A 16,551-nucleotide genomic window follows, 5' to 3' on the forward strand; every position below is an offset into this window, starting at 1 on the left:
AAAGTCTAATTCGGCGTAAAACGGTGAAAATCATAGGAATACTAAGTGCACAATCGAATAAGAGGTGCGCTGTCCATAATACGGGGGTTTACCCGATATGCCCGACTTTGACTTTACAATCGATATTCCCCGATAATTTTGCTGTGGAGAGCCCCCGCTCTCCTTTTTTTCATGATAATGCTGGCATCGATTTGGATCTGATTTATTTCATCGTATAAAAATATATCTTTTGGCACCTCTAAGAGTGCGAATAATAGTGGAAAAACATTCCAATGGTACCTGTAATATTAAATTCGGAATCGTTAAAATATGAAGTACATCACGTAGTTTAGCGTCGAGTTATTTATCAAATCCGATTGGGAGGGATAATAATGGAGCGAAAAGTAAAGGTGATTCCGTTTCAAGTGCTTGAACTGGCGGAGAAGGTCAACGAGGTTCCCGTAGGGGTGGAAATGATTCAAGCCCCGAAAATCTGGGATCGAACAAAAGGGAAGGGTATAACGGTTGCCATTCTGGATACTGGCTGTGACATTACTCACCCCGACTTGCAGGAGCGGATTATTGGCGGAAGAAATTTCACGAACGATGATGGCGCAAAAATAGACGAGTTCAAGGATTACAATGGACATGGTACCCATGTCGCCGGGACGATCGCCGCAACGCAAAACAATAACGGAGTCGTAGGCGTTGCCCCAGAGGTAAATCTGCTCATTATCAAGGTTCTGGATAAAAACGGTTCCGGTCAATACGAATGGATTATTAATGGAATTCATTATGCAATAGAGCAAAAAGCGGATATTATCTCTATGTCTCTTGGCGGTCCCACGGATCTTCCCGAATTACATGAAGCCATTCAAAAGGCCGTTTCCCGCAATATTGTCGTCGTTTGCGCGGCAGGTAATCAGGGTGACGGCTTCGACTATACGGATGAGTTCGATTATCCGGGTTGTTATAATGAAGTGATCAGCGTAGGTGCAATCGACTTGGAGAGACGGTCTTCCCGATTTACGAATTCAAACAACGAGGTAGACTTAGTCGGTCCAGGCGAGAAAATCCTATCCACCTACTTAAACGGAAAATATGCGACTTTAAGCGGAACCTCCATGGCCACTCCGCATGTTGCCGGGGCAATGGCTCTGGTAAAGGTTCTTGCCAATGCAAGTTTCGAACGAAATCTGACGGAACGCGAGCTTTATGCTCAATTGATCAAGAGAACGGTTCCCTTAGGGAACTCTCCTAAACTTGAAGGCAACGGACTAATCTATTTAACGGCAATGGACGAACTATCGGAAATATTTAATCCACGATTCGTTGCTAAATTGTTGAGCATATGAGACGTCTTTAGAAAAAATTTATATATACCAAACAAATGTATGATTATACCAATATCAGGGTGTCGATGTTCCAACCCTGCGGACATTTTTTCCGATGGGTTAATAAATATGAATAAACATGAATCAAGCAACCAAAATTGGCAGAAAAACGAAAAAAAGGATTTTGCGATTAGTCTTAAGATTCGGTATGCTTTGACAAAGCGTCTTTTGCTTAGCTAATTAATTCAAAACATAACAGATCAGGGAGGATGGTTGGATTCATGAAGTTCAACGAGTATCGCTATGAACGTCCGGACGTTAAGAAGATTGAACAACGGTTTAAGGAAATGATTGAATCGTTCAATCAAGCTGATAGCGTTGCTCGGAAAAATGAAGCGATAGCATCTATTAATCAATTGCGCAATGCGTATAATACGCAGGAGACGCTGGTATCCATTCGTCATTCGATAGATACCAGCGACGAATTTTATAAGGCAGAGCAAGATTATTTCGACGAAACCAATCCCGTCATCCAAGAGTACATAACCGATTATTATCGTGCGTTAACTCAGTCCACGTTCCGTCAGGAGCTCGAAGCCGAATGGGGGGCGCAACTGTTCCGGCTAGCGGAAATGTCGCTTAAGACGTTCAGCCCTGAGATTATCGAGGATTTGCAACAAGAGAACAAATTGTCCACGAAGTACAGTCAGCTCATCGCGTCCGCGAAAATTCCGTTCGAAGGAGAAGAACGGACGCTCGCGCAGTTGACGCCATTCGAGTTGTCTATCGACAGAGATATGAGACATCGCGCCTCGGATGCCAAATATCAATTTTTGGCGGGGCATGAACCCGAATTGGACCAAATTTATGATGATCTGGTTAAAGTGCGAACCAAGATCGCCAGGAAGCTGGGCTACCGCAATTACGTCGAACTTGGATATGCGCGGATGAACCGCACGGACTACAACGCCGAGATGGTTCGGAATTTTCGCGACCAAGTAGCCCAATACATGGTGCCGGTGACCACTAAGCTCAAAGAACGCCAACGCAGCCGAATCGATGTCGATCAATTGCAATATTACGACGAAGGATTCAGCTTCAGAACGGGCAACGCCACGCCCAAAGGCGATCCCGACTGGATCGTGGAGCGCGGCGAGAAGATGTACCGGGAGTTGTCTCCTGAAACCGACGAATTCTTCGCTTTCATGCAGGCTAACGGATTGATGGATCTAGTCAGCAAAAAAGGCAAGCAGAGCGGCGGGTATTGCACCTTTTTGCCGGATTACAAATCCCCGTTCATTTTCTCCAACTTTAATGGAACCTCGGGAGACATCGACGTATTGACGCACGAAGTAGGGCACGCCTTCCAAGTATTCGAGAGCCGCCACTTCGATGTGCCGGAATACGGTTTCCCGACTTATGAGGCATGCGAAATCCACTCGATGAGCATGGAGTTTTTCACTTGGCCGTGGATGGAACATTTCTTCGAAGGGGATACGGATAAATACCGTTTCAATCATCTAGCGAGCGCGTTGCAATTCATTCCTTACGGAGTTTCGGTCGATGAATTCCAACACTTCGTTTACGACAATCCGGAAGCGACTCCGGACGAGCGCAAAGCGGCATGGCGCAAAATCGAGAAAAAATACCTGCCGCATCGCAAATACGATGAAAACGATTACTTGGAACGCGGCGGTTTCTGGCAGAAGCAACAGCATATTTATCGTTCTCCTTTTTATTACATCGATTACACGCTGGCGCAAATCTGCGCGTTCCAATTCTGGAAGCGGATGAACGAAGACTACAAAGCCGCATGGGCCGATTATTTGAAATTGTGCCAGCAAGGCGGGAGCAAGTCGTTCCTGGAACTCGTCAAGGTTGCGGGTCTGATCTCGCCGTTCGAAGACGGTTGCGTCGTATCCGTCATGGGGGATATAGACAATTGGCTGAGCGGTGTCGATGACAAGAAGCTGTAAGAAACGCATTGGTATGAAGAGGTCAGCCAGAAGCTTCTGGCTGACTTTTATTTGAACAAGCCGCGATGGAGGAAAGTGTTGACAGGACAAGCATTATCCGATTATATTTTACGTGAGCACATTTACACGAGTAAATTTACTCGTGTAAATCAAACTATAATCGGGAGGTTTTCATCCATGCTAACGGTTAACTCGAATCAGGATCAACTCATCAAACAGTTTCAAGAGGAAGGGTATTTGCTGCTGAAGGACGTATTGCCCGCGGATAAGGTGAGAAGTTTAAACGAAGCTGTCGACGGCATATTGTCCGAAGAACCGGAAGCGCTTGCCTACAATGTATACAATAGCGTTGAGCGTCATGACGAGATCGCCTCCTTGATCGACGAACCTTCGGTGCTGCCGTTGATTTCTCGTTTGCTCGGCCATAACATTCAGCTGCATATTTCGCATTTGACCGTGCGCAAGCCGAACCCGGAGGATGTTAGGACAACGACAAGCAGCTTCATCAATTGGCATCAGGACGGTCCTCATCCGCAATTTCCTACCATAGAAGGCCTTACTTCCACATACTATATTAAAGTCTGCTATATTCTTAGCGATATGTCCGAGCCTGACCGGGGAAATACGAAGATTATTCCGCGCTCCCATAACCGCGTTTACCAGCCTGATTCGCAGAACGTGAGAGATAGACTGCCGGATGAAGTTCAGATTTGCGGCGCGCCCGGAGACGTCTTTATTTTCGCTCAGAATCTGTGGCACGCAGGCGCGCCTAACCAGTCCGAACTTACGCGTCGCCAGTTGTTCATCGGCTATAGCCCGATTTGGATGCGCCCCATCGACTATAAGACGCCTTCGGAACGACTGCTGAGGGATGCAAGTCCGATTCGTAAGCAGCTGCTCGGGATCATTAGCGATAATCCGTTCAACTATTATGTGCCGGAAGATTCTATGGTACCATTGAAGAATTGGGTACACCAAATCTCATGATGCAAGGCTGAACGGAGGCAAGGAACGGCGATGGCAACAAGGAAAGAAGTAGCGGATCGGGCGGGCGTCTCCGTAGCCGTCGTTTCCTACGTGCTTAATAATCGTACGATCGTCAAGGAAGAAACCCGGCGCAAGGTACAGGATGCCATTCGAGAGCTTGGCTATCGACCGAATCTGACGGCGCGCAGCTTGAAAACGAAGAAAACGCAACAAGTCGCGGTGCTGACTCACTATATAGGTAATCCGTTCGAGGCAGGGCTTCTGCTCCAAATCGAAGCGACGGCTAAGCAACACGGATATTTCGTATTCGTGCAGACTTACGAGCCGGATCGGGAAGAGGAGCTTCGGAGCATGCTGATGGGACGGGTGGACGGAATTCTTCTGCTGGGCCAGTCGTTCGGCGAGGAGACGCTCGGCTATTTCGACGATCTTCAAGTGCCCGTCGTTTCGGCTATGAAGCCTGCTGCTTGGGATGCTGACGGTAGCAATCCTATTCCTTACGTCGATATCGATTGGTTGCCAGCCATGCGAAGCCTAGTATCACATTTGCGGCAGCGGGGTCACGAGAAAATCGCATTCATGACGGCGAAAGAAAGCCAGTTGAACTACGCCGTTCGACATCAAGCTTTCCTCGAAGCGATGCGACTGGAAGGCTTGGAATTACAGGAGGATGGTCATCTAGACGGATCCGGTCGGTTCGAACAGGCGCAAGCGGTTCTCGGCGAATTGCTTGACGCTGAAGGTAAAGGCGGGACGGCGGCGGAATTCACGGCAATCGTATGCGCGAACGATCTGATGGCCGCAGGCTGCTTGGCCGCTTGTCGCGAACGAGGCGTCCCGGTTCCCCAAGATATCGCGGTGGCGGGTTGCGAGAATATCCTTATGTCATCGCAGACTTGGCCGCCGCTTACGGTTATCCATTATCCCCGCCAAGCGGCGGGGGAGATGGCGATGAATATGCTGCTTGACCGGATGAACGGCATCAAGACGGAATCCATTCTACTCTCCGGTAGTCTTATCGTCAGGGCATCGACCTGAGCGAACGGAGGGATATACGATGAAGAAGTCCAGTCTTTCGACTAAAGTCATGATCATATACGGGGCCGTATTTCTGGTCATCATAACGTTGACTTTCGGGTTGTCGTATACCGGAACGGTCGGTAAGCTGGAGGGCGATCTCCAGGATACGAACCTCGCCTTATTGAAACAAGTCGATCAGAAGATCGAGGTAGCGTTTCGCCAGACGGAGAAGGACTTGCTTACGCTGATGGATCAGCTTGAATTTCTTTATTTTATGCTGGACAGTTATATAGAAGACAATCAACGATACAGCAACTTCTACGCTCTGGATACCAAGCTGAAAAACTTCATCAACGCCAATCCTCAGTTCTCCTCTATTTTCGTTTATTCCTCCGTAAGCGGCCATATTTTAACGGATAAGGTATTCATGAAGGACTCCCTACCGGCAGAGAATTGGTTGGACGACTATTTGGAAATGCCCGAGTATTTCAAATGGTTGACCACTCATCAAGTCTGGGACGGCAAAGGCAATCAAGATGTCATTACTCTGGTGCGTTCTTATCCTGCGATTAGCAGGCCCGGATATCGCAAGGGAATGGTTGCCGTCAATATGAATGAGAAAGTCGTTTACGATATGGTCAAAGCGGTATACGAAGACAGTAAAGTCGGTCATATGTTTATTATCGATGGCGATGGGAACGTAGTGACTCACGACGACAAGACGCAAATTTATCGAAACTTAAAGGAGCTCCCGCACATCCAAAGCGTCCTCTCCAAGAAAGGAAGCGGGTTTTTTACCAGTCAGGTTAACGGTGAGAGACAGTCGGTGTTTTACCGTGAATCCGAATACACGGGCTGGAAAATCATCAGCATCCTGCCGGAATCGCAAATCTACGAGCCTCTCAGAGTTACGCGAAATCTGCTGCTATCGTTCGCCGCGGGTATGGCGCTGCTCGCTTTAATCGCTTTATTTTACGTGAACCGTTGGACCTTTAAACCGTTAGATCGGTTAGTCGGCAAAATGTCGGGAACCTATCATCTTAACCAGACGAAAGAGCATCAGGATGCCGGACTCTCCTATCTGGAGAGGGTGTTCGATCAACTAATGCGGGACCGGAATCATCTCGAACAGCATGTAAGGGACTCGAAGCCGGTGTTGAAATGGAGAATCATGATGGATATGCTAGTCGGATATCGGACGGATTACCAAACCGTGCGGCATCATCTAGAGTCCGTAGGCATTCATCTTTATCCGGAGAGGTTCCTTGTCTGCACGGCGGAGATCGGCAAAGAAGGCGTCGACCTTAAAGCGCGGGACAAAACGTTGTATACTTACGCGTTCTGTAACGTCGCGGAGGAGTTTATCAATCTGGAGAACGCAGGCGTTGCCATCGATCTGGGGAAGGGGCGAGCGGCCGTTATCCTAAGCTTCGCGGAGGGCGACGCCGAGCAGAATCAATTGCGCGCGCTAGCGATTCTGGAGCTCATTCTTGACGTCATGAAGAAACAATTCGACCTGGTCGTGACCGTAGGAGTCGGCCGCGGTTGCAGAGAAATGAAGGACATCCCTCTCTCTTACGACGAATCGCAGAAGGCGCTTCATTATAAGATGGTGTTCGGCCAGCACTCGGTTATCGCCATCGACGATTTGCAGCCACTGGACAGTCAAGATTATTACCGATTAACTCGCATGGCGGACCGAATCGCGGATACGCTTAAACAGACCGATACGGTTAAAATGAAGGCTCATTTAAAAGAAACGTTCCGCGAGGCAATCGATAGCAATCTACCTCCGGACCTCATTCGTCAGCTGTCCTTCGATCTCATCATGAAATCGGTGCAAGCGGTCGATTCCATAGGGATCAACTTGACGGAATCCATGAGTCGGCTGAATAATCTATACGAGCTGATCAACCGCAGCGACAACCTCAAGGAAATGGAAAAGGTCGTATTCTCTTTTCTGGAAGAGATGGCTATTAAAATCAGCGATAAGCGCAGCCAAAGAGGAAGCAACGATACGATTGAACGTATGCTCGTCTATATCGGGGATCACTTCCACGAGAACGATCTTTCTTTGGATAAGCTGGCGCAGGAGTTTCATATGAGTCCGACTTATATTAGCAAGCAGTTTAAGGAATACACCGAAAGCAATTTCATCGATTATTTGATCGGAATCCGAATTAAAGCCGCACAGCAACGGCTGGCGGATATGGAAATGAGAGTAAACGAGATCGCCGAGGCGGTTGGATACGTGAATACGCGAAGCTTTCTTCGAACGTTTAAGAAGTATACGGGGATGACCCCTATGGAATTTCGGGAATGGGCGACCAAGTCGCGGACCGAGAATACGAATTAACCATTAACCGAATACGTTTATCCTCATAAGGCATGCACCGAAATTCTCTTCGCTTTGAAAGGGAACCCGGCACGTGTCTTTTGTTTTGCTCCGGCATTTCGCTACATATCCGCGCCAATATAGGTATTTTCAGGTCAAGAACGCAAGAAAATGAACCCCGCATAAGAAAAGTAACCACGCGAATGGCAAGAATAGTCACGGTTCACAGAACGTGTCTATAGGCACGCCATCCTCCTCGCTGTACGATTGTTTTGACCAGAAGGACTTGGGCTTTCAGCGACGAAAGGGTGAACGTAATGAAGGAAAGACGACCCGGATCCGGAGCGGCTATCGCCCGACCGAGCTCGGCAAGAACAAATATAAATACGCCGCGTGCCAGCTTTCGAAGCCGACTGAAGCGGGATCGGCATCTATACTTGATGCTTGTGCCCGTTATCGTTTTTTATCTCCTATTCAAATACGCTCCGATGGTCGGCGAGATCATAGCGTTCAAGGATTATCGTTTAGGCGATGGGGTATTCGGAAGCAAATGGGTAGGATTGAAGCATTTCGAAAGCTTGTTCGGAAGCCTGGATTTCTGGAGGGTGCTTCGAAACACATTGGTATTGAACGTATACGGTCTCGTATTCGGCTTCCCCATCCCTATTATATTGGCTCTATTATTGAATGAGGTTCGCATAGAATGGTATAAACGCACGGTTCAGAACCTGTTGTATTTACCCCATTTTATTTCATGGGTCGTATTGGGCGGGATCTTCATCGCGATTCTATCTCCGAGTACCGGCATCGTCAACGCGATACTCGAGCGAGTATTCGGAATCGAACCGATTTATTTTATGGCGAGCTCGGCATGGTGGCCCGTGGCCTATACGTTATCCGGAATTTGGCGGGAAGCGGGATGGGGAACGATTCTATACCTAGCCGCGATGGCTTCGATCGATCCCCAGCTATACGAGGCGGCTAAGATTGACGGAGCGAATAAGCTGCGTCAAATCTGGCATATTACGCTCCCCGGAATACGTAGCACCGTCGCGATTCTCCTCGTACTGCGCATGGGACAAATGATGGACGTCGGGCTGGAGCAAACGCTGATCCTGCAAAACCAATCCGTGCTCGATGTGGCCGATGTCATAAGTACCTATGTATACAGGGTGGGCTTACAAAACATGAATTACAGCTATTCCACGGCATTGGGCTTGTTTCAATCGGCGGTCGGTTTAATTCTGGTCATCGGCGTGAATAGGCTGACGCGATCATTCGGAGAAAGGGGGCTTTGGTAAGCCATGGGCAACCCTAACCGTAGCAGGTCGATTTGGTCCCGCTTAGGAACGACCGCTAATTTCGTTGTGCTCGGGTTCCTATCGCTCATCGCGCTATACCCGTTCTGGTATGTCCTCGTATCGTCATTCAGCAGCAGCAGGGCGATAACGGCTGGCGAAGTATCGTTATGGCCCGTCGAATTCAATGCTGCAGCCTATTTCCGCTTATTCGATGATGGCCAACTGATCGTCGCGATGGGCAACACGATATTGGTTACCCTCGTGGGCACGCTACTGAATATGGCATTAACGACGTTGGCCGCTTATCCACTCTCCAGGCGAAGACTAATGGGACGTAATCTGCTGCTGCTGTTCATTATTTTTACGATGCTGTTCATCGCCGGAGTCATTCCGAATTTCATCCTCGTTAAATCTCTCGGGCTCATGGATACCTATTGGTCCTTGTGGTTGCCGGCATTGATCAGTACCTACAATATGTTCGTCATGAAAACCTTCATGGAGGGCTTGCCGGAGGAGATCGAGGAATCGGCGGCGATCGACGGGGCAGGAGATTGGAGAATATTAGCCCAAATCATTCTACCGTTATGCAAGCCGATCATGGCGGCGCTCTCCTTGTTCTATGCGGTCGGCTGGTGGAATTCCTACTTTAATGTCTTATTGTATATCACGAAGAGCACGCAGCAGACTTTAACGCTCAAGCTCTATCAGATGATTCTACAGGTGAATCAGAGTCTATTGAACAATTCGGGAAGCGAAGGCGTCGAGAGCGTCATGCTCACTCCCGAAGGGATCAAAGCGGCGGCCATCGTCATTGCGGTTACTCCGATTCTAATCGTGTACCCGTTCTTGCAGAAGCATTTCGTCAAAGGGGTACTAATCGGATCCGTTAAAGGATGATATCATCGGACGACATGTCCTTGATATAGATATGAACCATACGACAAGGGGATGAAGGGATTTGAGAAATTCGAAAAAGGCATGGAAAACGGTTATGGCAGCAAGCTTGTCGCTAATGTTGTTGGTGCTTGCGGCTTGCAGCTCCAACGGGAACAACGGGGTTTCTTCCGAGTCTGCTTCACCGGTCGCGGGAGCTTCATCTACTCCAAGCTCTAGTCCGGAGGCTTCCGAGCCAGAGGCGGGCCCGAAAAAGGAAATCAGCATCTCGGCTTTCGACCGGGGGCTAGTACCGACGGAGGAAGGAAACTACGAAGATAACCGTTGGACGAAATGGATTAATGAAAACTCGCCGGCAACGGTCAAGTGGATTCCGGTGGACAGAGGTCAAGCGCAACAGAAGCTGAGCACGTTAATCGCTTCCGGAAGCGCTCCGGATTTGATCTGGGAATACGACCGGAATTATATCGCGCAATTAGCTAATCAGGGAGCCATTCAACCCATTGATGCTTATATCGAGAAGTACAGTACGACCTTGAAAAAGTATTTGCAGGATCACCCCGAATTGAAGCCGGCCATGACGATTAACGGGAAAATGTATGCGGTTACGAGTAAAAGAAGCATCGAGACCATTGCCAACAACGGTATGTGGATTCGGCAGGATTGGCTGGATAAGCTGCAACTGAAGGCGCCTACGACGATAGAAGAACTGATCGAGGTAGCGAAGAAGTTCAAGGACGAGGATCCGGACGGCAACGGGGAAGACGATACGGTGCCGATCGTATTCAACGGCAACGCCGTTCAGGTCATGCGCGCCTTCTTCTTTACCAACGAATACCAATGGTACTTGGAAGACGGTCAACTTAAATACGGAAGAACCTTAGATCGCTATAAGGATGCGCTTGCTTTCCATAAATCGTTATTCGATCAAGATCTGATCGATAAGGAATATATTACCGACAGCAACTTCCAACGCGCGCGCCAGCTGTGGACGACAGGCAAGGCAGGCATTTATTTCGCTAACTGGAGCATGGATAACGAAATACGGGATCTGAAGACGAACGTTCCCACAGCTAAGCTGGCTCCACTGGAGTCCGTGGCTAGCCAATACGGGAAGAACGGTTTGTACCAAGAGCTGGCATCCAATGTCCTGATTGCTTTCAATAGCGATATGCCCGAGGACAAAATCGAAACCGCCGTCAAATTCCTGGACTGGATGCTCGAGACCGGCTGGTACAGCATGAAGTTCGGCGAGAAGGATGTGCACTATAAGCTGGTGAACGACGAGGTTCCGCAACGGCTCGATGCGGATAAGTACCGCGCGGAGGTTGCTTATGCGAACGAATACGCCATTCTGAGCCAATGGGATACGAAGGCGGAGTGGATTCCGCTTATGGCCGCACAGGATGAGCTCTCGCAAGAGATAGCTCTGTCCAAAGCAGAAGCGCTTACCGTGGCGCTAAAAAACGAATACCGCAGGGATATCGCGTTTAGTCCCGATTTGCCGGAGGTGAGCCAATTGATTGCGACATTCGCTCCGATCTCGACGCAGATCGAGGTCAAGGTCGTGACCGGAGGCAAATCGATGACTCCCGAAGCGGGCATGGAGCAAATTCGCAACGAATGGAAACGACTCGGCGGGGAAAACGTCGAGAAGCTGGCGCAGGAATGGTACGAAAAAAATAAAGAATTTCTGACAGTAAGCAGCGAATAGAAAAACTGCGCTGTATCCGCGAGGGACCGATTCTATTAAGCTTACGCGATAATGGAATCGGTCTTCTTGGATGAAAGAGGCTTTGGGTGATGGTTGGAATTGCGATCGCCATAGTCGGTTATTTCGACCATGGGAGTGTGATGGCTGGACTTGCGATATGAGGTGTAAGTCATTCCCTAGCAAATACGATTTTTTTCAATGTATTTTTGAAGCTTGTTCAAAAATGAGGCTGGTTAAAGATGTTTTTTATTCCTATTGGTCCCCGTTTGTTCGATTTCTTTCAAAAATTCGCTCAATAGTGATGTTCTTCATCCTACTTTGATTGGAAAAGCGCTTGATAACTCCAATAGCGATGATTACCATTCTACTTTTGATCAAGTCATACAGCGGAGCTGGCTTTAATCTCGAAGTGAAGGATGGCGAAGCCGGTTTTCTTACAAAGTTTTGAACTCTTTATACTCATCTGATAGCTCTATACAAATGTGCCGTCCAAGGACGGAGGAGCCGATTTACTTGACTGATATAGGACCAACATGCAGCTTAATCCCTAGGGAAGTAGCTTGTTCTTGCGAATAGCCTTCTTTAATAAGGAGTGATATTGCATGATCACTTTAAAGAGAGCGCTTTCAACCATTCTTGCTTGTATTGTCGTTTCCGCGGGTTTCCTAATACAAAATCACGATGAAGTTCACGCCGACCCGCTCACCCCCGAGCTTACGTTAGGAGATTTCGAAAGCGCGGACGAAACATGGGATTTTCTGATAGGAAGCGGCGGATCGCTGGGAAACGGCGAATATAGCCGAGATACCGCAAACTCTCAAACCGGGAACTCCTCCGGTAAGCTTCAGCTCAATTTCGGCAGTAATTCAACCTACGCCAACAGCTTCGTTTCTTTGGATAAATATTTTTTCAAGCGGGTGCTTCCCGTGGATGTCTTAGAGCTCTCCTTCTGGGTAAAGACGGCGGATATGGCCAAGTTCGATCTGATTCTGATGGATAGCACCAATCAGAACCATCAACAGACGATCGTGCTGCAGTCGACGGCGGAATGGCAGAAAATCACTTTAAGCTCATTCAACTCGGGTATCAACTATACGAAGTCCGGCGGTAAGAACGACGGAGTCTGGTACGGCCCGTTAAAAAAAGTGCAATTCAAGCTAACCAAAGCTTCGATGAAAACGGGGAAAACAGCGGGCGCTATTTTGTTCGACGACATTCGGGCGAAAGTCGCGGCACCCGAATTGGCTGTTTCCCAGGTTCAAGTCGGCAATGTTTTCGCGGGAAGCGAAGCTGGGGTATTCGATGTTCTTACGACGGGAGATTCCATCCGGTGGAGCGCCGATAACGAATGGGGAAGTCCGGTCGTATCGGGAATCGCTCCCGTATCGGGAGGGAAGCTGAGACTGAACGTACCCGTGCCCGACGACGGATATTACCGGTTGAAGCTCGAAGCTTACTTGGCAGGAAGCTTAGTTAAGACGGCGGAAACGACGTTCGCTACTCTTCCTGATTTCGATCTGTCGGCCGTAACCGATTCCCCGTTCGGCGTCCAGACGCACTACGGAATCAATTGGAACAAGGAAATGATTCCTTTATTGAAGGTTGCCGGCGCCAAAAACGTTCGCGAGTCCTTCTATTGGTCGGAAGTCGAGATTAACAAAGGCCAATACTCGTTTACTCCCAAATTCACCCTTCCGATGCAAGCTTTTAGAGAATTCGGTATCGATCCGTTTCTTGTCCTCGCTTTTAGCAACAAACATTACGATGGAGGCCAAACGCCTTATACGGAGGAAGCACATACCGCTTACGCGAATTATGTGAAAGCCATGTTGGGAAAATTCGGAAGCCAGCTGGACGCGGTGGAAATATGGAACGAGTTCAATTTGCCTTACTTCGGAGGCAACGGTCCAGCGGCATCAAGGGCAGAAATTTATTACAGTTTACTGCAGAAAGGCTACGAGGCATCCAAATCGGTTCAACCCGGAATAAACGTCGTAGGCGGAGGCACGTCGGGTATTCCGTTGGAATGGCTGGTGGACGTATTCGAGCTTGGCGGTCTGGAGAAAATGGATTCTCTCTCCGTCCATCCGTATCGTTATCCCCAATCGCCCGAAGGACTGCTGGCCGAGATCGATAATCTGAACCAGTTCGTGAGAGATCATAACCAGGGTGAGACTATCCCGCTTTGGTTCTCGGAGATCGGTTGGCCAACTCACTTAAATCCGCAGGGCGTCGATGAGGTTACGCAAGCCGCCTACTTGATTCGGACTAACGTGCTCAGCATTGCGGCCGGCGTCGAGAAAATTTACTGGTACAACTTCATGGACTCCGGTGCGGATAAACTCTACAACGAGCATAATTTCGGAATCGTCCATAACGGCGACTATACTCCTAAACCTTCATACGTTGCATTTGCCACGCTAACCAGGCAATTAACGGGTGCAACCCCCTTCAGTCAGCAGGTTACGGACGGAGTCTATCGATATACTTTCGATAAAAACGGCGAAAAGATCCATGTCCTGTGGTCGCTCGACAAAAAAGATGTAACCTTGAACGCGACGGCACCTCTCGCGGTGACGGATATGATGGGGCGGAAGACTACCTATACTCCAACGCAAGGAAAAATCTATCTAACCTTAACCGGAGAACCTCTGTTCATTCAGGGGGACATCGATAACCTCGAGCTAGAGAGCCCTCTATCCCTAGTAAGCGATCCCGCGTTTAGGGGCGATCCCGTTACGATTATGCTTCGGGTCGCCGACCTCGGTCAGTATGACGAGCTTACCGCCAAGGTGAATTTTCAGGGCGCAAGCCAGGAATTGAACGTAACCGCCCCAGGCGATTATCCGTTTCAATTTCCGGGCGTTAATCAAGTCGGGAACAAGAAAGAAACGGCCGAAGTATTCGCGGCAGGAGCAACGATCGCCGGCTTATCCGATACGGTTTCGATCTTGCAGGCGGAGCTAGTATCGTCGAAGCATGTGGTGAAAAACGGCGCCGACATCTTGGAGGTAACGTTCGAAAACGATAGACCGACGGAACGCCGTTTAACGCAAATCGACTGGAGTATCGGGACTGCTTCCGGTTCGGAAGATTACGATGTCGTGATACCGGGAAATTCTTTTCACACCGTAGATTTTCCCTTAAGCGGAATTCCGGAGGGATCGTTGATCCCCTATCGGTTCGAGCTATTCATGGCTGACGGAGTAATCGGGAGCGGCGAGGGGACAGTGAAGATCGTTCCTGCCGCGGCAAGGGTTCCTCTTCCCTTCCGAACGTTGGAGCAAATGGAGGACGTACAGGGGTTGGCGGGCATCGACCTTATCACGGACGTTAATTCGCGTATCGGCACCCATAACGGACCGGAGGATTTCAGCGGCAAGCTATGGTCCGCGTATGACGAAGATCATCTCTACATGTATGCTCGCGTGCATGACGATCTGTTCTCGCAGCCCATGCAGGGAGAGGAGATCTGGTCCGGAGACAGCATCCAATTCGCCGTATCCGCGGGAATGCCGGGAGAGAATTTACAGTGGTATGAGTATGGAATGGCTCTAACGCCGCAAGGGCCGGAGCTATATAGGTGGATGGCGCCGCAGGGTGTCGTAACGGGAACGATGGCCGATCCGAATCTACAAGTCACTAGAGACGAGGACGCGAAGGATACGATCTATCAGCTCGCCCTGCCTTGGGATGAATTAATGCCGATCGATCCGGGCGACGGTATTCTAAGCCTGTCGATCGTAGTTAACGAGAATGACGGCAACGGCCGCAAAGGTTACGTAGAGTGGGGAAGCGGAATCGGCTCAAGCAAGCAATCCTCGTTGTTTAAGCCCATGGTTCTGGAGGATGCGGATGTTACGAAGCCCCTGATCGCGATTTCCGGAGTTCAAGACGGAGAAAGTTATACCGATCAGGTAACGCCGGTCGTCGTGATGGAAGATGCGGGAAGCGGGTTAGCGCAGAATAGTATATGGATCGACGGAGCGGAATGGACGACGGAGAATTCGCCGATTACCGCGAAGGGAGCTCATACCTTGATAGCGACGGCAACGGATCGGGCGGGGAATACGACAACCGAAACGATCGATTTCACGATATACGGGAGTACGTCGATCGATGTGATCGATTCGGAAGGCCCGATCGGAGGAGAAGCCAACCTGCGGGTTATGTTTAAAGGTCTGGGGGACAGTCCGGTTACGGGCCAATCCATCTCTTTCCTGGTGAATGGTACGGCGGCAGGCGACGCCATGACGGATTCGACCAGCGTGGCTTCGCTTGTGTATTCCATCGACTCAGACATTACGAATGTCGGCGCATTGGAAGTAAAGGCGATCTATGCTCAGAACGACGTCGATTACTTGAGAGGAAGCGAAGACGTCGGCTCCTTGACTTTGTTTAGGCCAGCTTCCGCCGTTCCGGGTAAGCCCGTTTTGTCCCATGATAACGATCAGGCTACGCCCATAAGGGATGGAGATTATCGGATTACGATGAACATGTGGTGGGGAGAGAACGGCAGAGCTTACAAGCTTTACGAGAACGGATCGTTGATCCATTCGCAATCCATGGAGAACGTTTCCCCTAATGCACAGACGAATGCTTTCCAAGTGACGGGCAAGTCCAACGGAACATATGTGTACACGTGCGAACTGACGAACGATAAAGGGACGACCGTCTGCGATCCGATGACCGTGAACGTGACCAATGCGAATCCGGGCAAGCCGGTGCTCTCCAACGACAATTGGGATCAGAACGGATCTTATCAGGTGACGATGAACATGTGGTGGGGAACGAACGGCACCGAATACCGGCTTTACGAGAACGGAGCGCTCATCAGAACGCTGCCCCTAACAGCCGCGACTCCTGACGCGCAATCCGCTGCGACTTCGATTACGGGCAAAGCCCCCGGCGTATACGAATATCGTGCAGAGCTTGCGAATGCTTCGGGCGTAACCGAAAGCGCGGTCATGAGCGTCAAGGTGACGAAATGAGAATAGAAGGCGAGGATCAT

General features: G+C 49.5%; 9 protein-coding genes. All 9 read left to right on the top strand.

Translation table 11 applies throughout. The features are described from left to right. Nucleotides 1-371 precede the first annotated feature (371 nt). Nucleotides 372-1,334 carry a S8 family peptidase gene (locus DFP95_RS27095; protein WP_115995806.1) on the top strand — a complete coding sequence of 321 codons (963 nt, stop codon included), beginning with the start codon at nucleotides 372-374 and terminating at the stop codon, nucleotides 1,332-1,334. Nucleotides 1,335-1,594: 260 nt separating this feature from the next. Then, a complete protein-coding gene (locus DFP95_RS27100) occupies nucleotides 1,595-3,289 on the top strand; it encodes a M3 family oligoendopeptidase (RefSeq protein ID WP_115995807.1) in 1,695 nt (564 codons plus the stop codon). A gap of 177 nt (nucleotides 3,290-3,466) precedes the next feature. After that, the gene (locus DFP95_RS27105; protein ID WP_115995808.1) at nucleotides 3,467-4,276 is read left to right on the top strand and encodes a phytanoyl-CoA dioxygenase family protein; all 810 of its coding nucleotides are present in this window, start codon (nucleotides 3,467-3,469) and stop codon (nucleotides 4,274-4,276) included. 30 nt (nucleotides 4,277-4,306) lie between these two features. Then, nucleotides 4,307-5,314, top strand: coding sequence for a LacI family DNA-binding transcriptional regulator (locus DFP95_RS27110; RefSeq protein WP_115995809.1), 1,008 nt, complete (start codon nucleotides 4,307-4,309; stop codon nucleotides 5,312-5,314). A 19-nt stretch (nucleotides 5,315-5,333) separates the two neighbouring features. Then, entirely contained in the window at nucleotides 5,334-7,652 is a 2,319-nt protein-coding gene (locus DFP95_RS27115) for a helix-turn-helix domain-containing protein (protein WP_115995810.1), read from the top strand. A 296-nt stretch (nucleotides 7,653-7,948) separates the two neighbouring features. Further along, a complete protein-coding gene (locus DFP95_RS27120) occupies nucleotides 7,949-8,932 on the top strand; it encodes an ABC transporter permease (RefSeq protein ID WP_181907635.1) in 984 nt (327 codons plus the stop codon). Between the two features lie 3 nt (nucleotides 8,933-8,935). Next, entirely contained in the window at nucleotides 8,936-9,829 is an 894-nt protein-coding gene (locus DFP95_RS27125) for a carbohydrate ABC transporter permease (RefSeq protein WP_115995811.1), read from the top strand. 61 nt (nucleotides 9,830-9,890) lie between these two features. Then, nucleotides 9,891-11,540, top strand: coding sequence for an extracellular solute-binding protein (locus tag DFP95_RS27130; protein ID WP_245988007.1), 1,650 nt, complete (start codon nucleotides 9,891-9,893; stop codon nucleotides 11,538-11,540). Nucleotides 11,541-12,142: 602 nt separating this feature from the next. Continuing rightward, complete coding sequence (locus DFP95_RS27135) at nucleotides 12,143-16,531, top strand: chitinase N-terminal domain-containing protein (protein WP_245988009.1); 4,389 nt, start codon at nucleotides 12,143-12,145, stop codon at nucleotides 16,529-16,531. The last annotated feature ends 20 nt before the right edge of the window (nucleotides 16,532-16,551 follow it).

The sequence above is a fragment of the Cohnella lupini genome, assembly GCF_003386205.1.
Taxonomy (GTDB): Bacteria; Bacillota; Bacilli; order Paenibacillales; family Paenibacillaceae; genus Cohnella; species Cohnella lupini.